31 protein-coding genes are annotated in these 21,471 nt (G+C 64.4%); 15 read left to right on the forward strand and 16 right to left on the reverse strand.

The genetic code is table 11. The features are described 5' to 3' along the window. The first annotated feature begins 15 nt into the window (after positions 1-15). Positions 16-294 carry a KTSC domain-containing protein gene (locus SC1_RS07245; RefSeq protein ID WP_238586608.1) on the forward strand — a complete coding sequence of 93 codons (279 nt, stop codon included), beginning with the start codon at positions 16-18 and terminating at the stop codon, positions 292-294. A gap of 38 nt (positions 295-332) precedes the next feature. Here SC1_RS07245 and SC1_RS07250 read toward each other — a convergent pair whose 3' ends face one another. The 4 genes from SC1_RS07250 to ligD all read right to left on the reverse strand — a co-directional run bounded on the left by SC1_RS07250 (position 333) and on the right by ligD (position 4,454). Then, positions 333-1,217 carry a Ku protein gene (locus SC1_RS07250; RefSeq protein ID WP_054727942.1) on the reverse strand — a complete coding sequence of 295 codons (885 nt, stop codon included), beginning with the start codon at positions 1,215-1,217 and terminating at the stop codon, positions 333-335. A gap of 179 nt (positions 1,218-1,396) precedes the next feature. Next, entirely contained in the window at positions 1,397-1,774 is a 378-nt protein-coding gene (locus SC1_RS07255) for a hypothetical protein (RefSeq protein ID WP_062179476.1), read from the reverse strand. Continuing rightward, positions 1,771-2,574, reverse strand: a complete 804-nt coding sequence (gene xth / locus SC1_RS07260; protein ID WP_062179479.1) for an exodeoxyribonuclease III — start codon at positions 2,572-2,574, stop codon at positions 1,771-1,773. The genes SC1_RS07255 and xth overlap by 4 nt, the downstream gene beginning before the upstream one ends. Next, positions 2,571-4,454, reverse strand: coding sequence for a DNA ligase D (gene ligD, locus SC1_RS07265; protein WP_083435730.1), 1,884 nt, complete (start codon positions 4,452-4,454; stop codon positions 2,571-2,573). Before ligD ends, xth begins: the two co-directional genes overlap by 4 nt. A gap of 102 nt (positions 4,455-4,556) precedes the next feature. On the opposite strand from ligD, the gene SC1_RS07270 reads away from it, so the two are divergent. Continuing rightward, entirely contained in the window at positions 4,557-4,820 is a 264-nt protein-coding gene (locus SC1_RS07270; protein ID WP_056350231.1) for a DksA/TraR family C4-type zinc finger protein, read from the forward strand. A gap of 30 nt (positions 4,821-4,850) precedes the next feature. Here the strand turns inward: SC1_RS07270 and SC1_RS07275 are convergent, their stop codons facing one another. Beyond that, complete coding sequence (locus tag SC1_RS07275; protein WP_062179483.1) at positions 4,851-5,882, reverse strand: mannose-1-phosphate guanylyltransferase; 1,032 nt, start codon at positions 5,880-5,882, stop codon at positions 4,851-4,853. A 360-nt stretch (positions 5,883-6,242) separates the two neighbouring features. Between SC1_RS07275 and SC1_RS07280 the strand changes: the two genes are divergently transcribed. After that, positions 6,243-6,467, forward strand: coding sequence for a hypothetical protein (locus SC1_RS07280; RefSeq protein WP_062179486.1), 225 nt, complete (start codon positions 6,243-6,245; stop codon positions 6,465-6,467). Between the two features lie 38 nt (positions 6,468-6,505). On the opposite strand, the gene SC1_RS07285 is transcribed toward SC1_RS07280, so the two are convergent. Further along, positions 6,506-6,802, reverse strand: coding sequence for a hypothetical protein (locus SC1_RS07285; protein WP_062179490.1), 297 nt, complete (start codon positions 6,800-6,802; stop codon positions 6,506-6,508). A gap of 190 nt (positions 6,803-6,992) precedes the next feature. Next, positions 6,993-7,928: an SDR family oxidoreductase gene (locus SC1_RS07290; protein WP_083435731.1), complete on the reverse strand. Its 936-nt coding sequence runs from the start codon at positions 7,926-7,928 to the stop codon at positions 6,993-6,995. 223 nt (positions 7,929-8,151) lie between these two features. Here SC1_RS07290 and SC1_RS07295 point away from each other — a divergent pair, with 223 nt between their 5' ends. The 3 genes from SC1_RS07295 to SC1_RS07305 all read left to right on the forward strand — a co-directional run bounded on the left by SC1_RS07295 (position 8,152) and on the right by SC1_RS07305 (position 10,117). Continuing rightward, the gene (locus tag SC1_RS07295; protein ID WP_238586609.1) at positions 8,152-8,805 is read left to right on the forward strand and encodes an alpha/beta hydrolase; all 654 of its coding nucleotides are present in this window, start codon (positions 8,152-8,154) and stop codon (positions 8,803-8,805) included. Between the two features lie 165 nt (positions 8,806-8,970). Then, positions 8,971-9,762, forward strand: coding sequence for a DUF1206 domain-containing protein (locus SC1_RS07300; protein ID WP_193749128.1), 792 nt, complete (start codon positions 8,971-8,973; stop codon positions 9,760-9,762). 79 nt (positions 9,763-9,841) lie between these two features. After that, the gene (locus tag SC1_RS07305) at positions 9,842-10,117 is read left to right on the forward strand and encodes a hypothetical protein (RefSeq protein ID WP_054727924.1); all 276 of its coding nucleotides are present in this window, start codon (positions 9,842-9,844) and stop codon (positions 10,115-10,117) included. Positions 10,118-10,128: 11 nt separating this feature from the next. Here SC1_RS07305 and SC1_RS07310 read toward each other — a convergent pair whose 3' ends face one another. From SC1_RS07310 to SC1_RS22125, 7 genes are all read right to left on the reverse strand, one after another. Beyond that, positions 10,129-11,115 carry an alpha/beta fold hydrolase gene (locus SC1_RS07310; RefSeq protein WP_083435733.1) on the reverse strand — a complete coding sequence of 329 codons (987 nt, stop codon included), beginning with the start codon at positions 11,113-11,115 and terminating at the stop codon, positions 10,129-10,131. A 27-nt stretch (positions 11,116-11,142) separates the two neighbouring features. After that, positions 11,143-11,685, reverse strand: a complete 543-nt coding sequence (locus SC1_RS07315) for a PRC-barrel domain containing protein (RefSeq protein WP_238586610.1) — start codon at positions 11,683-11,685, stop codon at positions 11,143-11,145. Positions 11,686-11,692: 7 nt separating this feature from the next. Next, entirely contained in the window at positions 11,693-12,175 is a 483-nt protein-coding gene (locus SC1_RS07320) for a GFA family protein (protein WP_083435734.1), read from the reverse strand. A 114-nt stretch (positions 12,176-12,289) separates the two neighbouring features. Next, positions 12,290-12,721: a pyridoxamine 5'-phosphate oxidase family protein gene (locus tag SC1_RS07325; protein ID WP_062179498.1), complete on the reverse strand. Its 432-nt coding sequence runs from the start codon at positions 12,719-12,721 to the stop codon at positions 12,290-12,292. 91 nt (positions 12,722-12,812) lie between these two features. Beyond that, positions 12,813-13,352 carry a DUF1543 domain-containing protein gene (locus tag SC1_RS07330; RefSeq protein WP_062179501.1) on the reverse strand — a complete coding sequence of 180 codons (540 nt, stop codon included), beginning with the start codon at positions 13,350-13,352 and terminating at the stop codon, positions 12,813-12,815. Next, positions 13,349-15,001: an FAD/NAD(P)-binding protein gene (locus tag SC1_RS07335; RefSeq protein WP_062179503.1), complete on the reverse strand. Its 1,653-nt coding sequence runs from the start codon at positions 14,999-15,001 to the stop codon at positions 13,349-13,351. The genes SC1_RS07330 and SC1_RS07335 overlap by 4 nt, the downstream gene beginning before the upstream one ends. Positions 15,002-15,150: 149 nt before the next feature. Continuing rightward, entirely contained in the window at positions 15,151-15,327 is a 177-nt protein-coding gene (locus tag SC1_RS22125) for a hypothetical protein (protein ID WP_167346272.1), read from the reverse strand. Between the two features lie 260 nt (positions 15,328-15,587). Here SC1_RS22125 and SC1_RS21815 point away from each other — a divergent pair, with 260 nt between their 5' ends. The 5 genes from SC1_RS21815 to SC1_RS07360 all read left to right on the forward strand — a co-directional run bounded on the left by SC1_RS21815 (position 15,588) and on the right by SC1_RS07360 (position 17,869). Next, on the forward strand, positions 15,588-15,770 hold the full coding sequence (locus SC1_RS21815; RefSeq protein ID WP_152682330.1) for a DUF3606 domain-containing protein: 183 nt from the start codon (positions 15,588-15,590) through the stop codon (positions 15,768-15,770). Continuing rightward, a complete protein-coding gene (locus SC1_RS07345; protein WP_062179509.1) occupies positions 15,767-16,330 on the forward strand; it encodes a hypothetical protein in 564 nt (187 codons plus the stop codon). The genes SC1_RS21815 and SC1_RS07345 overlap by 4 nt, the downstream gene beginning before the upstream one ends. After that, the gene (locus tag SC1_RS07350) at positions 16,330-16,812 is read left to right on the forward strand and encodes a DUF421 domain-containing protein (protein WP_056350254.1); all 483 of its coding nucleotides are present in this window, start codon (positions 16,330-16,332) and stop codon (positions 16,810-16,812) included. The genes SC1_RS07345 and SC1_RS07350 overlap by 1 nt, the downstream gene beginning before the upstream one ends. A gap of 69 nt (positions 16,813-16,881) precedes the next feature. Further along, positions 16,882-17,382, forward strand: coding sequence for a hemerythrin domain-containing protein (locus SC1_RS07355; RefSeq protein ID WP_062179512.1), 501 nt, complete (start codon positions 16,882-16,884; stop codon positions 17,380-17,382). Position 17,383: 1 nt separating this feature from the next. Continuing rightward, positions 17,384-17,869 carry a CinA family protein gene (locus SC1_RS07360; protein WP_062179514.1) on the forward strand — a complete coding sequence of 162 codons (486 nt, stop codon included), beginning with the start codon at positions 17,384-17,386 and terminating at the stop codon, positions 17,867-17,869. A 68-nt stretch (positions 17,870-17,937) separates the two neighbouring features. On the opposite strand, the gene SC1_RS07365 is transcribed toward SC1_RS07360, so the two are convergent. Continuing rightward, positions 17,938-18,153 (reverse strand): DUF2945 domain-containing protein, encoded by a 216-nt coding sequence (locus SC1_RS07365; RefSeq protein WP_062179519.1) that lies wholly within the window; start codon positions 18,151-18,153, stop codon positions 17,938-17,940. Between the two features lie 127 nt (positions 18,154-18,280). On the opposite strand from SC1_RS07365, the gene SC1_RS07370 reads away from it, so the two are divergent. Next, positions 18,281-18,538: a hypothetical protein gene (locus SC1_RS07370; protein WP_062179522.1), complete on the forward strand. Its 258-nt coding sequence runs from the start codon at positions 18,281-18,283 to the stop codon at positions 18,536-18,538. A gap of 22 nt (positions 18,539-18,560) precedes the next feature. Here SC1_RS07370 and SC1_RS07375 read toward each other — a convergent pair whose 3' ends face one another. Then, positions 18,561-18,911: a response regulator gene (locus SC1_RS07375; protein ID WP_062179525.1), complete on the reverse strand. Its 351-nt coding sequence runs from the start codon at positions 18,909-18,911 to the stop codon at positions 18,561-18,563. A gap of 260 nt (positions 18,912-19,171) precedes the next feature. Between SC1_RS07375 and SC1_RS07380 the strand changes: the two genes are divergently transcribed. From SC1_RS07380 to SC1_RS22380, 3 genes are read left to right on the forward strand one after another with little or no spacing between them, the layout of a single operon-like run. Next, positions 19,172-20,674, forward strand: coding sequence for an ATP-binding protein (locus SC1_RS07380; RefSeq protein WP_062179527.1), 1,503 nt, complete (start codon positions 19,172-19,174; stop codon positions 20,672-20,674). Beyond that, on the forward strand, positions 20,667-21,113 hold the full coding sequence (locus SC1_RS07385; RefSeq protein WP_056350270.1) for a response regulator: 447 nt from the start codon (positions 20,667-20,669) through the stop codon (positions 21,111-21,113). Before SC1_RS07380 ends, SC1_RS07385 begins: the two co-directional genes overlap by 8 nt. Next, positions 21,110-21,463 carry a response regulator gene (locus tag SC1_RS22380; RefSeq protein ID WP_238586611.1) on the forward strand — a complete coding sequence of 118 codons (354 nt, stop codon included), beginning with the start codon at positions 21,110-21,112 and terminating at the stop codon, positions 21,461-21,463. The genes SC1_RS07385 and SC1_RS22380 overlap by 4 nt, the downstream gene beginning before the upstream one ends. Positions 21,464-21,471 lie beyond the last annotated feature (8 nt).

The raw sequence follows: 21,471 nt of genomic DNA on the forward strand, positions 1-21,471 counted from the left end.
CTTGCCCGCGCCCTGGTGGGAACCTGTGCGGATGCGACGCGCTCTGCCCATATGCGCGCGCGCCGCTTCACCCGCTCGACCATGATCGACCATGTCGCCTATGACGACGCAGCGTCGGTGCTTTCCATCAGCTTCCGGGGCACCGGCAGATATCTTTATCATGGCGTCCCGCGCGCGATCTACGACGGGCTCTGCGCTGCGGAATCGCTCGGCGCCTATTTCAACGCGCACATCAAGGATCATTTCCGGTGCGAGCGCGACCCGGCGCGCCGGCGGTTCGGTCCCGGTGCCTGAGCGCCCGACTGCGAATGCGGGCATTGTGAAGGCGCGGCTCATGCGCGCTTGCGCGCGGCGGTCTTGGTCGGCGCCTTTTTCGTCGGCGTCTTTTTGGCCGGCGCCTTCTTGGCGCTGGCGGCCTTGGCCTTCCCGCCGCCGTCGCCGATCGACTTCTTGAGCGCCGCCATCAGGTCGACGACGTTCGATCCGCTCGGCGCCTTCTCGTCCTTCCCGTCGTCGAGATTGAGCGTCTTGCCCTTCTTCTTGCGCTCGATGAGCTCCTTCAGCGCCTCCACATAGCGATCGTGAAAATCGCTCGCGTCGAACTTGCCCGTCTTCTTGTCGATCAGCGTCGTCGCGAGATCGAGCAGATCCTCGTCGGGATCGCTGTCGGCGATGTCGCGGAAATAGCTCGCCGCCTTGTTGACCTCGTCGGCATAGCGCAGCGTCTCCATGACGAGACCCCGGCCGCACGCCTTGATGCTGACGACATATTCACGGCCGCGCATCGCGAGCTGGCCGAGACCGACCTTGCCCGTGCGGCGCAGCGCCTCGCGCAGCACGATGAACGCTTCCTCGGCAAGGTCGTCGGCGGGGACGACATAATAGGGCTTCTCGAAATAGATCTCGTCGATATCCTCGGCCTCGACGAACTGGGTGAGCTCGAGCGTCTTCTTGCTCTCGAGCTTGACCCCTTCGATCTCCTCGTCGTCGAGCAGCACATATTGGTCCTTGGCATATTGGAATCCCTTGACGATCTCGTCGACGTCGACCGGGCCGACGCCGGGCACGACCTTTTCATATTTGATGCGCTTGCCGGTCGGCTCGTGGATCTGGTTGAACGCGATCGTCGCCCCGCTCTTCGTCGCCGAATAGATCTCGACCGGGATCGAAACGAGCGCCAGGCGGATCTGGCCTTTCCAATAAGGGCGCGCAGCCATCGTCACTCACTCCTTTGCCAATGCTGCTTCAATGCGCGCGGTCGCCGAGCGTTCCGCGCCGGCGATGGGAAGGGAAGCCCGATCGCCGCAACGGGATCGAAAGCGGGAGCTGGAAATGGCCGGGCAGTCGCGAACGCGCCTGCCGTTTTCGCGGCCCGCGACTTGCCGATCCGAGCTTGTCAGACGGTCCAGCGCGCGGGCGCGAGCGCGATGGCGATCGGAGGATGCACCCGCTGCCATTTCGTTGCGGCGAGCACGTCGTTGCTCTCCTTCGCCTCGCGGCCCGGCCCAAGCGACCAGGTGATATGATAATGGCTGCCGTCGCCGCGATCGGTGGTGCCGCCGATGCGCACGACGAGCGCCTGGACGCCCGCGCCGTCGTCGACTTCGCCGACGATCTCGCCCGCGTGCGCGGCGGGTAGGGGCGTGTCCTCGGCGGTCCCGAAGCGGAGCGTCACATGGTCGGCAACCAGCTCGGCATAGCGCGGTTCGAACCGTTCGAGCAGCTGGTCGCGCTCGGCTGGTGGCAGCTTCCAGCCGGCGATGGTGCGCGTCATGACGCCTTGCGCTTTCGCTTTGTGGAGCCCGCGCCAAGTTCGATCCAGGCGGGCGCATGGTCGCTCGTCTTGTCGAGCGCCCGCGGGCGGGTGTCGACGCCGGCTGCCTCGAGCCGCTTCGCCGCGGGCTTGTTCAGCAGCAGATGGTCGATGCGGATGCCGGCATTGCGTTCGAACGAGCGCCGCCAATAGGCCCAGAAGCTGTAGATGCGCTCCTCGGGATGCAATTGGCGGATCGCATCGGTCCAGCCCTGGTCGAGGATGCGCCGGTAGGCGTCTTTGGCTTCGGGCGCGAAGAGCGCGTCCTTCTTCCAGTTCTCGGGCTTGTACACATCGAGGTCGGTGGGAATGACGTTGAAGTCGCCGCAGATGACGACGGGGGCATCGAGGTCGAAGAGCGTTGTCAGATGCGCGTCGAGCCGCGCCATCCACTGCATCTTGTAATCGAATTTCGGACCGGGCCAGGGATTGCCGTTGGGAAGATAGAGGCCGGCGACGAGGATGCCGCCGACCGCGGCCTCGATATAGCGGCTCTGCTCGTCGCCGGGATCGCCGGGGAGCCCGCGGCGCGTTTCGTGGATTTCGCCGACGCGGCTCAGCATCGCGACGCCGTTCCAGCGGCTCTGGCCGTGCCAGATCACGTCATAGCCCGCGTCGCGGATCGCCTTCTCGGGGAATTTCTCCTGAGGGGCTTTCAATTCCTGCAGGCAAACGATGTCGGGCTCGGCCTGCGCGAGCCAGCCGAGCAGAATGTCGAGGCGGCCGCCGATGCCGTTCACATTATAGGTCGCGATCTTCACAGGTCGGGCAGCGTCTGGTCGGCGCGGCCCCAGCCTTGCAGCGCCTTGAGGCTCGCGCGCTTCAGAAGCTCCTTCGCGTCGGTGATGCGGAAATGCGAAGGCTTGTCGATCGTCTCCATTTCCTTCCAGCTGATGGGCGCGGCGACCGGCGCGCCTTCGCGGGCCCGCGCCGAATAGGGCATCACCGCAGTCGCGCCGCGCTGGTTGCGGAGATAATCGACGAAGATCCGGCCCTTGCGCTGCGCCTTGGGGAGGGCGGCGGTGAAGCGGTCGGAATCCATCTGGGCGACGGCGCGGGCGAGCCGGTGCGCGAAGTCCTTGACCTCGGGCCATTCGGCGCGCGGCACGAGCGGGGCGATCACATGGACGCCCTTGCCGCCGGTGAGCATCGGGAAGGTCTCGAGGCCCATCTGCTTCAGGATGTCGCGGAACTGGAAGGCGGCGCTGCGGACCGCCTCGAAATCGAGACCGACGTCGGGATCGAGATCGAAGACGAGCCGATCGGCCTTCTCGACATCCTCGATGCGCGCGCCCCAGCCATGGAATTCGATCGTGCCCATCTGGACGCAGGTCATCAGGCCCTCGGGCGTGTCCATATAGAGATAGGGCTGGTTGTCGCCATCCTTCTCCTCGATCGCGACCTGCTTCACCGAATCGCCGAAGCTTCCGGCATCATGTTTCTGGAAGAAGCATTTCTTGGCGCGGCCCTGCGGACAGCGCACGAGGCTGATCGGGCGCGAACCCGCCCACGGCAGCATGATCGGCGCGAGTGCGGCATAATATTCTGCAAGCTCGCCCTTGGTGAGCCCCGCCTCGGGAAAGATGACGCGGTCGGAGTTGCTGATCGGAACGGGGAAGACGCTCGTCGCCACCGCAACCTTTTCTTCGCTCTCTACGACCACGGCCTCCGGCTTCTTGTCTTCGCGAAGTCCGAGATAGCTCGGGTGGCGGAGCGTGCCCTCGTTTGTCATCTCGGTAAAAGCGATCTCGGCGACGAGCTTCGGCTCGATCCAGTGCGCGCCGCGCGTCTCGGTGCGGGGCGCCTTCACCGTCGGCTCCTTTCGTTCGAGCGGCTTCATCATCGCCTGGAGGCGGAAGAGCTCCTCGGTATCGAATCCGGTCCCGACCTTGCCCGCGTAGCGCAGCGCGCCCTTCTCATGCACGCCGAGCATGAGCGAGCGGAACGCGCGCGACGTGTCCGAGGGTGTCCAGCCGACGATGACGAACTCCTGCCGCTTGATGCACTTCGCCTTGAGCCAGCTTCCCGCGCGCGAGCCGACATAGCGCGCGTCGGCCTTCTTCGAGATGACACCTTCGAGACCTGCGGCGCAGAAACTCTCGAGCAATGCCTCGCCGCTGCCCTCGATATGGTCCGAGAAGCGGATATGCCTGGAGGCCTTGGGAAGAATTTTGGCAAGATGCGCCTTGCGGTCGAGGAGGGGGAGGGGGGTCAGATCCTCGCCGTCGAGCTCGAGCAGATCGAACGCGAAATAGTCGATGCTATCGGGCGCGGACTTCAGGGCATTTTGCAGTGACTGGAAGCTTGAGCGGCCTTCAGCATCGAGCACGACCGCTTCACCGTCGATCAGCGCGCTGTCTACCTTCAGCTTTGCGGCCTCGGCGAGGAGCGGCGCGAAGCGCTCCGACCAGTCGAGACCGGAGCGCGTATAGGCGCGGGCCTCGCCGCCGCCGATCGCGATCAGCAGGCGGTAGCCGTCATATTTCATCTCGTGAACCCAGCCCCTGCCGGCGGGAACGCGGTCGACGAGCGTCGCCAGCTGGACCGGACGAAAGGGCGGGGGAGCCGCAGCCTTTCGTTCGCCGCGCTTCGAAGAGGGGGCGCGGTCTGCAGGGCTCGGTGCGGCGGTCTTTCTGGCCATGGACTCAAGACCATCCGGCGCCGCGATCGTTCCCGGTGGCGGGGCAACTTGCCCGCCCCGCCATGCGTTCCCATTTTCGTCCCCGAAACATGGAGCTTCAACATGGCGAATGGCTGGGCGCGCGACGGCGCCGTTCAGGAGCAGATCGACGACACGGTGAGCGATGCCGTCAAGGAGGCGCGCCTGCGGCTGCTGTCCGGCAAGGGCGCGGACTATTGCGACGATTGCGGCGAGCGGATTCCGGAGGCGCGGCGAAAGGCCTTGCCTGCGAGCCGTACCTGCATCGGGTGCCAGACGCTTCGCGACGCCGAACGCCGTCCGGCCGGTTTCAACCGCCGGGGAAGCAAGGACAGTCAGCTGCGTTGACCCCTTTGGAAAGCGGCCGCGGCATGGACTTCAGGCGCGCGCCTTGGCTGCGGCGCGGACTTCCTGCGATCGGTCGAGCGCGATAACGAGGATATCGTCGCCGTCGACGATGACGCCGACATTGTCCATGCCGACGAGCGACACGCGTTTTCCGGGCGCGCGGACGAGGCAATTGTGGCTGTCGTGTGCGAAAAGATCGTCGCTGCAAGCATTACCGGCCGCGTCGGCACCTGCGAGCGCGTGCACCGCCTGCCAGCTGCCTAGGTCCGACCAGCCCATCGACACGGGGACGACCGCAACGCGGGCGTCTTTCTCCATCACGGCATAGTCGATCGAATCAGAGGGCGCCTGTTCGAACGGCGCGCTTGCCGCGTGCAGGGCATCGCCATCGTGCAGCGCATTGGCGACCGCGGCTTCCGCCGCGCGATATATGGCCGGGCAATGCGCGAGCATCGCCTCGCGCATGCGACCGGCCCGGAAGAGGAAGATGCCGGCGTTCCAGCTGTAGCCACCCTCGCGAAGCATCGCTTCGGCATCGGCGAGCGGCGGCTTCTCGACGAAGCGGGCGACGGCAAATCCCGCGTTGCCGAGCGGCGCGCCGCTGGCGATGTAGCCGAAGCCCGTGTCGGGCCGATCGGGGGCGATGCCGAATGTGACCAGCCAGTCGTCGCGCGCCAGATCGGCGGCTTTGGCGATGGCGCCCCGGAATGCGGCTACATCGGCGATGACATGATCGCTCGGCATGACGAGCAGCAGAACGTCATCGGCCGAGGAAGCGACCGCGAGCGCGATGGCGGCAGCGGTGTTGCGCGCCGCGGGCTCGACGATCAGCCGAAGGTCGCGACCCTGGGATTGCTCGCGCACCATCGCGACATGCTCGGCGCCGCACACGATGAGCGGCGCCGAAAAGCCGGCTCCGGTTGCCCGATCGAGCGTGCGGGCGAACAGGCTCTCCTTTCCGATGATATCCAGAAACTGTTTGGCACGCGCGCCGCGGGAAGCGGGCCAGAGCCGCGTACCCGCGCCGCCGCAAAGGATGACGGGCTGGATCGTCGCAGACATAGGATCAACCTTCCAGGATCGGGCGGATGGGCGCGAGTTCGACCCGGTCGCGGCGCGCCGAGACCCTCCGCCGTTTTCGAAATTTGCGACCGGCTGGACCATGTCCGACCGAACGCCGCGCAAGCGAGCGAGTTGCCCCTGCTTCTGGGAAAAGGCCCGAAATCCCGGTCTGATTAACGCAGGTTATACCGATTCCTCGCATGGGTGGTCCGGATTGAGCTTGGCCCCGTGTCCTGTCGCGCCGGAAGATTGCGAAGTCGGCGAGAAGAATGCTTCAACGACGAAGGTTGGGGAGGCTTGCCGGTCGGACTTTACCTGCGCCTGATGCAGCCCGCCGGGGCGCCGGGGCGTTGAACAGGCATGAACCAGAGCGACACATTTCTGATGCTGGCCGGTCAAGAACTGAAATTCCTCTCCGATCTCATCGCGAGGATCGATCAAGGCCGTCTTGATCCTGTCGGCCTCGACCGGGAGGCCGCGATCCTCCTCCTGCGCGAGGTAGCGGCGGAGCGCCGAAGCCTTGTCGATCGGCTGAAATCTTATGATTGTGACGGCAGCGCTGCCTGGACCGGAACTCCCGTGTAGGAGCCCTATATTCGGCCGCAGCTCGACCCGCGCCGCATCTACCCCTTGGTATTTCGTCGGCGCGTTTCCCAACCCTTTTTCGCAGCCGCCGATCGCTTTTCGCTGCTCTTGCCCGCACCGCTTTTGCGACCACCTTTTCTCGAGGCTTCATGGGTATCGGGCTGGCCACGGCCGGAACCCGACTTGTTGCCGCCGCCCGACTCCTTGTTCACCGTTGCCCATGCGCGGCTCTCCGCTTCCTTCTTGCCGACGCCGCGCTTCTCATAACTTTCTTCGATATGCCCGGCCTTGCGCTTTTGCTTGTCGGTGTAGCTCGATTTGTCCCCACGGGGCATGACAATTCTCCCTATCTGGCCCCCTTTGGTCAACCAACGGAACATCTTGGGGTTCCGCTAAAGACGCTAATCGGTGGCATGCAAGACCTCGCTTGCGAAGACGGACACGAGCGCGCTGGCCGTGGCGGCACCGCGTGACAATCGTTGCGAGCGGCGGCGGCGCCCAGATATGATTGCCGCTCGGCGCGGTCTATCCGTTGACGACCGTTCCGCCGTTCGGGTGGAGCACCTGGCCCGACATGTAGCTGCTGTCGTCGCACGCAAGAAAGAGGAAGCTCGGTGCGACCTCGTTGGGCTCTCCCGGTCGCTTCATCGGCGTCGTCTCGCCAAAACTTTCGACTTTTTTGGCTGGCGCTCCGCCGCGTGGATTGAGCGGGGTCCAGATCGGTCCGGGCGCGACCGCATTCACCCTGATGCCCTTCTCGATCAGACTCTCGCTGAGCGAGCGCGTGAAGGCGGTAATGGCGCCCTTGGTCGCACTATAGTCGAGCAGACCACCGCTCCCCTGATACATTGTCACGCTCGTGCAATTGATGATCGCCGCGCCTTTCTTGAGATGCGGCAGCGCAGCCTGCACAAGATAGAACATGCCGAAGATATTGGTGGCGAATGTGCGCTGCAGCTGCTCCGGGCTGATGTCGCGAATATCGTCCGCCGGATGCTGTTCGCCCGCATTGTTGACGAGAACATCGATGCGCTTCAGCTTGCTCACGACCTTGTCGACGATAGTCTTTCCGGCGCTGGTTTTACCCACGTCGGCCTTGACGAGGATCGCGGTGCGCCCTTCGGCGCCTACGAGCGAAGCCGTTTCCTCGGCATCGGCCTCGTTGCTCTTGTAAACGATGGCGATGTCCGCACCTTCGCGGGCGAACAATACGGCTACCGCGCGCCCGATCCCGCTGTCGCCGCCGGTCACGATCGCGACCTTGTCCTTGAGCCGGTCGGAACCGGCATAACGCGGCTCCCATTTCGGCGCGCGGTCGAGATCGGATTCCCGGTCTTTCGGCGGCGTGCGGATCGTCTTCGTCTCGCCGACCTCCTTCCGCAGTTTCCTTGCCGCCGTCTGTTTTCCGCGCTTCTCGGACGCGGTTTCTCCGACCTTTCCGGCCTCTGATTTGCGTGCCATTGCCGACTCCTCCTGTTCTGCCTGTCATCGACAAACCGGCGGGTCCTACACTTGGTTGCGGAGCACTTGGCTCATGCCGAGCTGCGCTGCGGCGGAGCTGTCCGGTACATTCCATGGGCTGGACATGCGCGGCCGACTTTCTACCTATGCAGCGTTGCAATCCTTGCCGCCCGGGGGCGCGCCCTGCGCTGCCGAAGCTGAGAGAAGAAGTTTGTCCAAGATCGTGAACGGTGCCAGCCTGCAACCTCGCTCCGGAGGCGCCCCCAAAAACATCGTGCTGCTGCTCCACGGCTTCGGGTCGAGCGGCTCCGACATGATTTCGCTGGCGCCGCAGTGGCAGGAGGCCTTGCCAGACACGCTGTTTCTTGCGCCGCATGCACCGCAGCGATGTTCGATAATGGGCGGGTGCTACCAATGGTGGGGGCTGTCGGGTTTCGCCCCGGCGGCGTTGGCTGCAGGCGCTGCGTCGGCAGCGCCGGCGATCGACGCGTTCATCGATCGCAAGCTCGCGCAATATGACCTCAGCGAGGCCGATCTCGCCCTTGTGGGTTTCAGCCAGGGCACGATGATGGCGCTTCAGGTCGGCCTTCGCCGCCCCCGCGCCGTTGCCGCTATCGTCGGCTATTCGGGCATGCTCGCGGGCACGGCCGATCTCGCGCATCATGTTCCGTCGAAACCGCCAGTCCTGCTGGTGCACGGCACGGCCGACCCCGTCGTGCCGATCGCGGCGCTGCACATGTCCGAGAGCCAGTTGAAGCGGCTCGGCGTCGAGGTCGAGACGCATATCTCCTACGGCGTCGCGCACAGCGTCGACCCGGTCGGACTGCGGACCGGCCGCGACTTCGTGACCGGCGCCTTTGCGAAAAGCTGCGGCTGAACCGCGCAGCTTCGTCACGGCGGCATCGGGCGCACGGGTGTCGGCGAGCGACGCGGGGTGGCCGGGAAGGGAGAGGGGGGGCAGCCGCGGCGGGGTGAGAGCCGCGCGGAACTGCCGGGTGCAGCGGGCGTTGGCCTGATGGGTCAACATTCGGGGACAGGCATTATGAACAGGTTGCGTCGGCTCGAGACATTTGCGCGGACGGGGTGGTTCGCGCGCGGCGTCGTCTATTGCCTGCTGGCATGGATAGCGCTCACCGGTTCGTCGGCCGACGACGCCAGTCCGCAAGCCGTGTTCCGCTCGGTCCGCGATATGCCCGCTGGCTCGATCCTTCTTGCTCTTCTCGCGATGGGTCTGGCGCTTTACGGCGCCTATCGCCTGTACGGGGCGGCGCTCGATAGCGAAAACAAGGGAACCGGTGCGAAGGGCGTCGCTGTGCGGATAGGCTATGCCGCGAGCGGCATCGCCCATTTCATTCTCGCCTGGGCGGCGCTTCGCCTTGCCTCGGGCGGCGGCGCCGAAGACGGCCGCGAGAAAGAGGCGGCGGGCATGCTGCTCGACCTGCCCCTCGGCGGCCTGCTCCTAGGGCTCGTCGGCGCCGCCTTCCTCGTGGCGGCTGTGCACCAGGCCGACAAGGCCTGGACCACCGAATTTACAAAGGATCTCGATGCGGCAGCACCTGCATGGGCCGTGCCCGTCGGGCGGGCGGGTCTTGCGGCGCGCGCGGTCGTGTTCGCGGTCATCGGCGCCTCGCTCGTGCGCGGCGGCTGGTTCGGCGCTGCCCGAGAGGTCAAGGGCCTCGGCGACGCGCTCTCGGCGCTCACCGACAATCCGCCGCTCTATCTGCTCGTTGCCGCCGGGCTGTTCCTGTTCGGCGTACACAGCTTCGTCGAGGCCCGCTGGCGGCGGCTTCGCGATGAAGACATGATCGCGCGGATCATGGCAGCGCGACGCTGACGATGCCCATAGCGCAGGCCTGCGGAACCCTGTGGGCTTCGCCGCGTTAGCAGGGCAGTCATCAACAGGGAGAGTCTCGATGAAAAAGCTGTTTGTAACCCTCGCCGCAACCTCGGCCCTCGCGCTCGGCGCCTGCCAGAGCCCCGCCGCCGACAAGGTCGAGGATCAGGCCGAAGCGAAGGCCGAGGCGATCGACGACCAGGCCGACGCGATGCCCGAAGGTCCCGCCAAAGAGGCGATGGAGCAGAAAGCCGATGTCGTCGAAGAGCAAGGCGAAGAAAAGGCCAACGCGATGGACGACAATGGCGAGATCGCTCCGTCCGAAACCGGCGTCGGCGACACCCAGAAGAAATAAGACTGCCTTCCCTAAGGGCAGGGTGAAGGGCGCCGGTTCCGGCGCCCTTTATCGTTGCGGTGGCCCGGCTCAGGCTGCTGGCAGCTGGCGCCGCTGGGACAAGGCAAGGGAACGCGGTTCGGCGTCGCTTCTGAGCGCAGCGTCCGATCGAGAAAGTCCCTGATCAGCGGGACAACCTCGTCGAGGTTGGTTTCGAGAAGCCAATGGCCGCCGTCTAGCAGATGCAGCTCGGCCGCGGGGAGATCGCGCAAATAGGCGCGCGCAGACTTCTCGGGCATGTAGAAATCCTGCGGACCCCAGACGATGAGCGTCGGCGGGTGGTGCTCGCGCAGATAGCGTCGATGCGCGCTGAACCAGGAGCGATTGGCCTTGAGGCCCCCGATAAGGTCGATCGCGATTTCGCGGCGCCGCGGGTTGATCAGCGACCAGTGCAGTTTCCAGAGGTCCGGCGGAATGCGCGGCACGAGATCGGGCCGCACGTCGTTCAGAAACTCCTCCCGAAAAACATCCTCGCTGATTGCCTTGCCGATCTCGGCGCGCATCTCGGGTTCGGGAAGCGACCAGCTCTTCTCTATCTCGGCATATTTGTCGCCCAGCGCATCCTCATAGGGAATGTCCCCATTCTGGATGATCTGCGCGAGGATGCGTTCAGGCCGCATGATCGCGAGACGCGCGCCGATCGGCGATCCGAAATCGTGAAGATAGAGCACAAAGCGCTCGACGCCGTGCGCACGCACGAACCCGTCGAGAAGCTGCGCATAGCCGTCGAAGCTATAGTCGAAATGCTCGGGCGTATCGCTGTAGCCCATGCCCGGATAATCGGCTGCGAGCAGCCTCCACCGATCGCCAAGCCGCGGCAAGAGATTGCGAAACTCGAACGACGAACAGGGATAGCCATGCGGCAGCAGCAGGACCGGAGCGTCGGGCGGTCCTGCCGCCCTGTAAAAGATATCGACTCCGCCGACATCGATCCGCCGATGGAGGGTTTCTCCGTTCACAGTCGATGCGCCTCGCGCGTCACGATCTCAAGGGGTTGGCAGTTTCACTTCGGGCAGCGCATCGAGGTCGGCCTTGGTCATGCTCGTCTGAAGATCGGTGTCGTCGCCGCGTACGATAGGTTTGAGGCCCTGCACCGGTACATGAACATAGCGGTCGGGACCGACGCCATCGAGCTCGACGAGGAGACGGTCCACCTTGTCGTCGGCGCCGCGCAGCACCTGCGATACGTCTCCGAGATCCTTCCCGTCCGCGCCGACGATATCGGCGTCGAGCAGTTGTGCCTCGCTGAGCCCGAGCGCCGCAGGGAGGGGGCCGGCGACCGTGGCGCTGGTCTCGGCCGCACGTTCCATCCTGTCCTCGGCAGCTTCCTGCTTGCTGTCGCAAGCGGCGAGAAAAAGTGCGGCGCCGGCACCGAGGATGAGGATGCGCATGTCTTGTCCTTTCAGTAGCGGATCGAGCTTCGGTTCGACGCGGCGGAACTCGAAATCGTCATGATCTGACCTGGAAACGCCCCGCTGCAAAAGCGGTTGCGATTTTGCCACGTGCGGCTCTTTGGGCGCCGTCTTCATTTACGCCTCAGCCCGCCTCAGTGACCCCCTCGTCGAGCCCCCGCGTCTTCGGTCGCAGCGCCTTGTAGCGCGGAAGGAACGCCATCATCGGCATCCAGCTCGGCGCCTCGGAGGTATAAAGGTGGAAAGCTGGCGCAATCTCTTCCGGATCGTCCAGCGTCCCCGCCGCAATATCGATCTCATCGGCCTGGTGGCGCACATGGATCGTTAGCGGCGAGCCGCACGTCCGGCAGAAGCTGCGCGTGCCGAAGCTGGTCGATGCGAAGCGTCCTATATGCTCTTCGCCCGCAAGGATGTGGTACCGGTGGAGATGGACGGTCGTAAAGACCATGCCGCCCGACCCCGAGACATGCTGACAGACACGGCAGTGACACCAGCCGCTATCATATGGCTTTTCCTCAAGGCGGTACCGAACCGCGCCGCAAGCGCAGCCCCCATCGAGCGCAACCTCTCCGGCGCTTGCATTGTCGCTGTCGGAAGCGTTCGGCATGGAGCTCGGCTTTCTCGCGGCGCGGGTATCGGAGAGGGTAGTGGCAGACCGATGGGGTGCTGGCTTCTCTTTGTCCTTCACCGACCGGGAACCGTGGCGGGATGTCTTTCCTTGTCAGAGCTGAACTTCGCCCTCATCCTCGCCGTCCCAATAATGCGCGCGGGTGCCCGACACCTTGATGAGGACGATCCCTGGCGTCTCGATGCCGTCCGGCCACCAGCGTTCGAGGCCCTTCGTCCAATGTTCGGCGAATTCGGCCTTGTCGCGGATGAGCTCTGCGTGGCCCTCGACGGCGAGGAAGAAGGGCCGCATGCCGAGCAGGCCCGATTTGCCCTGATAGCTCAGATTGACGTTCGGGTTGGCCGCGATATCGGCGACCATGAGGGACGACTCGTCGGTGAAGAACCAGGCGTCGCCGTCATAATCGACTTCGCGATTGTTACTCATCGGCCGCGACCCGATGGCGCCGCCCGCCGTGTGCGTCGCGAGCATCGCGAAATCGATATCCTTTATCTTCTCGGAAAGCTGTTCGATCGTCATGGTCATGGGAGGAGCCTTTTGTCTGGAGCGTCTGTATCTGCATCAATGCGCCGCGAAGGCGGGAGTTGCGGAGGGGGGCTGCGCCTCGCGGCTTGGGTCAGGGACCGGTCGCGGCGGTCCGGCTTTGCCGGCGCGGCGCGCGGATCGGGCGATATTCGCAGGTGATCGCGAGCTCGCGCCGCGGGGCGGGCACGAGATGGATGTGGAGCCGGGCTTCGGCGGCGACCGCGTCGAGCGCAAAAGCCTGCTCGGCCTCGTACATCTCGTCGCGGTGCGGCTGCACCCACTGCCGCACCGATGCGAGTGCGCGCGACTTCGCGCGCGCGAGCGTGTCCGCCACAATGAAAAGATTGCGGTGGCGCTCGAGAAATTCGCCCCGGACATAGCCGCCTAGATTGACATAATAGAGCCGTTCGGGACCCTCGAAGGGCGCGGTCTTCAAAACGATGTCATAGCCATCGGCGTGATCGATCTCGGCCCAGCAGTCGATATGGAGGCTGCCCGGCGTGCCCCACCATTGGCGGCGGAGCGCATCATAAGTGTCGGTGATCGTGGGCGCGGCGACGAAGCGCATGTCGTGCAGCTCGATATTGGCGCCGGCCATCTCGCCGCCGACATAAATGGCGAAGAGCTTCACGCAGCCTTCTCCTCGGCATTCGCCTGGCCGATCGCGGCTGCAAGCTGTTCTCCGACCACCATGCCCATTTCGTGCGAACTCGTGATCCCCTGGATGAAAGGGTGGCGGCCGAGCAGGAAGGGCAGGCTGAGGCAGTAGAGGCGGGATTCCGGGATATCGTCTGCAATCGGGTGGAAGGCATCGTCGATCGCGATGCCCCGTGCCTCCGACTTGCCGGCACCAGGCGCTGCATCGCGCACGATGCCCTGTTGCCGCAGCGAGGGGAATGGAAAGGCTGCGGCGCCGAGTGGGCGCTGGCCCATCGCCTCGATAAACACCTCAAAATGCCGCTGCTCGCCGCCCAGGATCAGGGACGCGCCGGCCTCGTCGCCGCTCGTGTCTATGCGGTAATCGTCGCCGATCGCCATGACATCGAGCCTCCCGGCGCGGCGGAGCGCGATCAGCCGCCGGATCGATTTGTGGGGAACGGTGGCATAATCGTCGACGAACACCGGCTTGAAGTAACGGACGAAGCGGCGGTAGTCCGTTCCCTCCAGATATGGCACGAGAAGCGCGAGAGTTTCGTGCATGCGCAGGATCGCGTAACGCCAGGCGACTGTGTGCCTTGCGGCATAGTCGTGCTGGGCTTCGGCGAGATTGGCCTCGGCCCACACAAAGGGATCGCTCGCTGCGCGCCGCGCAAAATAGGCTTCGCAGAAGCCCTCAAGGTCGAGCTCCTCCAGGCCGATGCCCGCGGCGTAAGGGGGATCGGCAGCGGCAAGCTCCGCCTTGAACAGTGCGAAAGCGGCATCGAGCAGCTCGTCTTCTTCGCTCGCGACGAGACGCGTGATCGCCTCCTCGGTACAGATGGCGAGCGGCTCATAGGGAAGCGGCGCATAGAAGTCGGCTTCGGGGAGCAGGCCCTTCCTCGACATCATCGTCATGTGGAACGCATCGGTGGCGGATGCCGTACGATAATGCGTCTCGCCGTCCCGGGTTTCGTCAAACGAGCCATGGATGTTGGCGAGCGCGATACAGGCGTCGATGGCCGTAAGCGAGCTGCCGCGAATGCCGATATCGCAGGGCGGTACCGTGGCCAGAGCCGAGGCGGGCCAGGGGCTGAGGAAATAGCCCGGCCGAACCTCGGGCTCGGAGGGCCATTGGTGGCCCGTCGCGAGGACGACATGATCGAAAGCCTCGTCGGCGAGTTCGCCCGACCTCGTGCGAACCTTGAGTATCATCGCGCCGGACGTGCTGACGGCGTCCTCGACGCGGCACCGCGTGCGCAGCTCGAGCTCGATACCGCGCGCCCGCGCCATGTCGATAACGGCGTCGAACTGGTCGCGGAAATATTCGCCGAGCGCGACGCGCGGATAGAAGGTCCGTTCGCCGATCGCATCGGGATCGATGCCGAGATCGGCGAGGCGCTCCGGCGGCTGACGTATCAGCCAGTCGCACAGCGTCTCGGCAAGCGGCGGGATTTCGATGCTGGCGATATTTGCCAGCATGGCGGGGTCGTTCCAGCCGGGCCGATAGGGCGTTCCGCGGCCCGCGCACGCCTGCGCTTCATACACGGCAAGACGGAAGGGCGAGGGGTGGTGGGCGAGAAGCGCATGCAGCGTGTAGAGCGTGGTTGGGCCGGCTCCGACAAAGGCTATGCGGGGTGTCATGTTGCGACAATGATCCGGGCGCGCAGAAGTTCGGCCGACTTGCTCTGGGTCAATGCGAATTCTCCTCCGCCAGCTGCTTCGGGACGCCGGGCAAAAAAAAAGGGTCCGCATGCGCGGACCCGAAGGGGGCCATCAACTTGGCGGGAGGATTAGTTTTCGGTGCCGGGAGTACCCGTCTTCGGCGGCTTGCCGTCTTCGATGCGGCCTTCGTTGCGAAGGTCGCGGCCTTCCTGCGCCTTGCGCTTGGCCTCGGGGCTGTCGCCGTTTTCAAAGGCTTCTTCCTTCACATAGCCGGCAGCTTCCTTGATTTGTCCCTTGACGCTCATGATACTCTCCATTGGCTGTGGGTTCTGGTCCGAGAAACCCTTGGACGCGGGCGAAAGTTGCCTGCGATCGCCCAGATTTATCTTCGCCGCCGTGCGCAACTTTGGCCGCATCGCGGCGTTTCGCGGCGCGCATCAAAGAGTGATGACGGCGAGGCTTGGCCATTGCCCTGACGCCGGCGAACGCCCTTCGGCGATCGTCGCCGAACCGCAACTTTTGTACCCTGCACGCGTTCGCCCGTCATCATCAACGGGAGACGGGCGTGATCCACCAACAGTTCGAATTTGACCGCATCGATCGAAGCGCGCCCGACGCGATGCTCGCCTGGGCGCGCATATTGGGCGTCAGCCAGTCCGAGATATTGATCGCGGTCGCGGCAGTCGGCGATCGCGCCGATGCGGTTCGTACCTATCTCGCGCGGCCGTGGCCGGAGCCCCTCGCTTGACGGCGGGCCCCGAGGGGACGGGCGGCGACGCGGCTGCAGCGAACAGCCGTCGCCCGGACGGAATCAGCCAGAAGATGATCTCCGGGCAGCGCTGGCACCGCCACGCGAGCCCCGTTTCCTTCGTCCTGCTCGCTGCCATCGTCGCCGTCGCGCTATCGGGCCTCGTCGGTGGCCAGCCTAGTCCACTGCGCGTCGAGGATTTTGGAGCAGCGCGGCTCGAGGTGAAGACGCCCTCGGTCATTCGCAACGGCGAGTTTTTCGAAACCCGCATTCGTGTCGAGGCGATCCGCGATGTTTCCGATGCGGTGCTTGCGGTCCCCCCGTCGCTCTGGACCGACATGACGATCAACACGATGCTCCCCGCCGCCGCCGAGGAAAGCTACAAGGACGGCGCCTATCGTTTCTCCTATGGGGAGCTTCGCGCGGGCGAGACGCTGGTCGTCAAGATCGATGGCCAGATCAACCCGCCGCTCTTCGCAGGAACCAAGGGCGAGATTGCGCTGTTCGACGGCGAGCAGGGGCTCGGCAGCATGCCGCTAGAGATCAAGGTCCTGCCCTGATGGATATCGTCCTTCGCGCGAGTGCGATGTTTTTCCTGCTCTATGCGCTCCTCCGTCTCATGGGGAAACGCGAACTGGGGCAGATGACGCCTTTCGAGTTGGTTCTGCTTGTGGTGATGGGCGACCTCATCCAGCAGGGCGTCACCCATAATGATTTCAGCCTGACCGGCGCGTTGCTCGCGATTGTGACCTTCGCCTTCTGGGCGCTCACCCTGAGCTGGGCGACCTATCTCTTTCCGCGGCTCAAGAATCTGCTCGAAGGCCATCCGCGCGTCGTGGTGAAGCAGGGCGAGATCATCCGCGACAATCTTCACCGCGACCGGCTTACCGCCGACGAGATCGAGTCCGAGATGCGGCTCGCGGGCATTGCCCACATTTCCGACGTGGAATGGGCGATCCTCGAGCCGCAGGGCAAGATCAGCTTCATCAAGCGGTCCGAAGGCGCGTCGCGCCAGCGCGATGCCGACGACGGCGCGGTTTGAGCGGATCGAGCGCAACTTTCGGGCTCGCCGCGCGCTGAACAGGCGCGGGGCATGACGATGGAGACTGCCATGAAACCGACCGAAGTCGACACCGACGCAACCCATATCCTCGCGGCCGATCATCGTGCCGTCGAAGCCCTGTTCGAGGAATTCGAGAAGGCCAGCGGCACCGACCGCAAGGCGAAGATCGCAGACCGGATCTGCACCGAGCTCAAGATCCATGCGCAGATCGAGGAGGAGGTCTTCTATCCGGCGCTCAAGGGAAAGATCGACGACGATCTCCTCAAGGAAGCTTATGTCGAGCATGATGGCGCCAAGATACTGATCAACGATATCGTCGCTTCGGGACCCGACGACGAATTTTTCGAGGCGAAGGTCACGGTGCTGTCGGAAGAGATCAAGCATCATGTGAAGGAAGAGGAAAAGCAGCACGACAATATGTTCCAGCAGGCGCGTGCCGCCGACGTCGACCTCGACGCACTCGGCGAAAGGATGCTTGCCCGGAAAGAGGAGCTGAAGCGTCAGGCCGAGACCGCGGGCCTTCCCCCCGCCGAACTCGCCACGATGTAGGGTGAGCGCTGCAACGCTGATCGAACGGCGGACGCGTAAGCTGGCCCGGCATCTGGCCGGAAAGACGCTGCGTTTCGTGACAGCCGAAAGCTGCACCGGCGGTCAGCTCTCAGCGGTTCTCGCAGCCGATGCCGCGCTCGGAGTTCATCTCGAGCGCGGCTTCATCGTCTATTCGGTCGACGCCAAATGCGAGATGCTCGGCGTCGCCCGAGAAGACGCCGAGCGAGATGGAGCGGTGAATCCCGAGGTCGCCGCCGCGATGGCGACTGGCGCTCTTCGGACAAGCCATGCCGAGATTGCAATTGCGATCACGGGGTTCTGCGGCCCTCGCGAAGGCCGCGAAGAGGTAGGCCTTGTCTACATTGGCGCCGCCGACGCCGACGCGGTGCGGGTCATGGATTTTCATTTCGGCGATATCGGCCGCCGCGATGTTCTCGATCAGGCCGTGGCCGCAGCGCTACAGATCATGATCGATGCGGCATCGTGAACGAGGGTCGCGGACACTCGGGCGGGCGGGGCCGCAGGCGCGCGCAGGGCCGAGTTCGGCAGCTGTCCTTAACGCGGCTCTTTTCGATTCAAGGCCCCAGCCTTGTGGGCAGCTCGCTTTCCCTCGGCCGTTTCGACCAGATATTCGGGGTTCGCCGGCGATGCCGCGACATGATGGCCTTTGATGTCCATTGCTTTCGTCACTTTTCGCACGACCTTGCCCTCGGCGCGTCCGCCGTGGCTCTTCCACGTCACCTCGTCGCCCTTCTTGGGTTCGTCTTTCATGGTCGCTCTCCTTTCCGTAAAACAGTCCGTGTGCGCGGCAAAGGTTCCTCTCGTGGAGCGGCGAGCAGCAAAGACATCTGGCGCAGGCCCGTTCGTTGCAGTTGCAGGTTAAGGTGGGGAGGCTGCGATGAATGACGATCATGCCCGCGGACAACGCGACGGTTTGCGGCTTGCCCTGGCCGTCCTTGCCGCTGAAGAGGCGAAATGGGCGGCGTTGCTTGGTGAGAGCCGATCCTGGCGGACGAACCGCGAACGCGAGGTGCGCTACAAGGCCCTGCAAGTCGCCCAGAAGCGGATACAGACATTGCTCAACCGCATGTCTCCAAAAGGGCCGGATGGGCTCGGCGATGAGGTCGCCGCCGCCCTTGAGAAAGCCGGACTCTGATCGGCGGCGCGCGCTCGGTTCATTATGGAGCGAGGCTGGCGAGCGCGACTTCGAGGCTATCAATGGTGAAAGGCTTCGCGAGGATCGGCTTGTCGTACCAGCAGGGGCCAGGCTGACCGACGAAACCGCCCGTCGCGACGAGGAAAGGGATCGACCGTGCAGCAAGAGCCTCTGCAACCGCGTCGCACGGCAAACCGGATTCGAGATAGACGTCCACAATCGCGGCATCGAATTCGCCTGTCGCGATATGTCTGAGCGCCGATGCGATATCGCCGGCGTCCCCGACAATATCATGCCCCAGCGCGCCCAGCGCATCTTCGAGCATCATGGCGACAAGTGGATCATCTTCGACGACCAATATCCTTTTGGGCATATTTTTCCTGCATTATCTGCGAGGCGCTTGCGGCGCGCTCACGAAGCTCGACTTACGGCGGCATCCGAGTGAATGTCCTCCCGGTGCCGCGCCTACGCCTGAGCATCGGCGACCCTCATCCAAAATCATATTGATCCATGTTAATCGCCACCCAGGCCGCCTGCAATCTCGGCTGATAGAGCTAGCAAGGCTGCTTGCCACGAAGGGCATGGCAGTGCATGCACGGCACAAATTGTTCGACTGGGCCGAGGGGCATATCGATGGAATCGGCCAGGATCTCGTCGCTCGGCCGCGACACGCGGGCGAGTCGCCTCATCATCCTTCTCCTGACGCTCGGATTTGTTGCGCTCCTCGCGGCGGCCTTGACTGCTTTTTATGTGCAGCGCCAGAATGAGGCCGACGCCCGAAAGGTGGCGCACACGCTCGCTGTCGAGGCAAATCTCGGGGCTTTCGCCAGCGCGACCGAACGAATGGAAACGGCGCGCCGCGGGCTGATCCTCACGCAGAACCCGGCCTTCGCGGCGATCATGGATGAGGCCGAGGACCGGTCGCGCGCCCAGCTCGCCTCGCTCGAGGCGCTGATTAGCGACAATCCAAACCAGCGCGGCCGCGCCGCCAGGCTCCGCGCGCATCTCGACGCCTATGGCCGTCATTACCAGGCGACTCTCGGCCTTCGCGGCACGGACCGCGCGGCATTGATCGCCGACTTCGCGAACGACAAGGGGGTGCTCGAGGTGCGCGCTGCGCGCGCGGTCGTCGAGACGATGCTCGAGCGCGAACTCGCCCTCCTCAAGGATCGCGAAGCACGCCAGCAGCGCACGCAATCCCTGTTCACCCTGACGCTGATCGGAACCGGGATTCTCCTGCTGGTCGTTGCAGCCGCCACGCTGCTCCTCGTTCGCAACAATCTCGTCGAGCTCCGCGCATCGCGCGCGGAACTTCGCCGTCTCAACGAAGGGCTTGAGGAACTGGTCGATGCGCGCACGGGCGAACTCAAGCGCGCCAATGCCGAAATCCAGCGCTTCGCCTATATCGTGTCGCACGATCTGCGTTCGCCACTCGTCAATGTGATGGGTTTCACGGCCGAACTCGAGACCGCGCGCAAGGCGATCTCGGGCTATCTCGAACAGGGCGATGCGCAGGGCTGGAAGGCGCCTGACGCCGCGACGCGGCTCGCGATCGAGGAGGATCTGCCGGAATCGATCGGCTTCATTCGCACCTCCACGCAGAAGATGGACCGGCTGATCAACGCGATCCTCAATCTCTCGCGCCAAGGTCGCCGCACGCTCGCGCCCGAAACGCTTGCTCTCGGCGACGTCGTGGGCGCGATCGTCGGCAGCCTGCAGCACCGCATCGACGAGACCGGCACGACGGTCGAAGTGTCGGACCTGCCGACCGTGATCAATGACCGGGTCGCGGTCGAGCAGATCCTCTCGAACCTCATCGAGAATGCCCTCAAATATTCGCAGCCGGGGCGGGCGGGGATCATTCGCATAACCGGGGGCGCCGATCTCGGGCGCGCTTGGGTGGCGGTCGCCGACAATGGTCGCGGCATCGAGCCGCGCGATCATGAACGCGTGTTCGACCTCTTCCGGAGGTCCGGTGTCCAGGATCAGCAGGGCGAGGGCATCGGCCTTGCCCACGCCCGCGCGCTTGCCTATCGCCTCGGCGGTAATATCGAAATCCAGTCCGAACTCGGTGCGGGTTCCACCTTTCGGCTGATCCTGCCTCTCGTGTGGCAAAGCGGAGAAGAAGATGCCTGACCAACTGCCCGTAAACATCGTGATGATCGAGGACGATGAGGGGCATGCGCGCCTTATCGAGAAGAACATCCGGCGCGCCGGCATTTCCAACAAGATCCATCATTTTCTTGACGGCACCTCGGCTCTCGAGTTCCTGTACGATGCGGCGGAGGGCCCGGTGCGCAACGGGCCGGCGCTCGTGCTGCTCGACCTCAATCTGCCCGACATGAGCGGGACCGACATTCTCGCCAGGCTGAAGGCCGACAGCAGTCCGCTGCGCCGCACGCCCGTCGTCGTGCTCACGACCACCGACGACAAGATCGAGATCCAGCGCTGCTACGACCTCGGCTGCAACGTCTATATCACCAAGCCGGTGAACTATGAGAATTTCGCCGACGCCATTCGCCAGCTCGGTCTCTTCCTCTCGGTGATCCAGGTCCCCGATCCCGACCCGGCTTGAGACCCGCCCTGGCCCACATTCTCTATATCGATGACGACGACGGCATGCGGCGGCTTGCGTCGCGCGCGCTTGGCCGGAAAGGTTATGAAGTCAGCCTCGCGGCAAGTGGCGGCGAGGGCGTCGACATGGCGAAGGTCACTGCCTTCGATCTCGTTGCCGTCGATCACTATATGCCCGGGCAGGACGGTCTTGCCACGCTCGAGGCGCTTCGCGCACTACGCGACTGCCCGCCCGTCGTCTATGTGACGGGCTCCGAGGAGAGCCGCATCGCCGTGGCGGCGTTGAAGTCGGGTGCCGACGATTATGTGGTAAAGTCGGTCGGCGAGGATTTTTTCGATCTCTTGGCCTAGAGTTTCGA

It is taken from the genome of Sphingopyxis sp. C-1 (assembly GCF_001047015.1).
GTDB lineage: Bacteria > Pseudomonadota > Alphaproteobacteria > Sphingomonadales > Sphingomonadaceae > Sphingopyxis.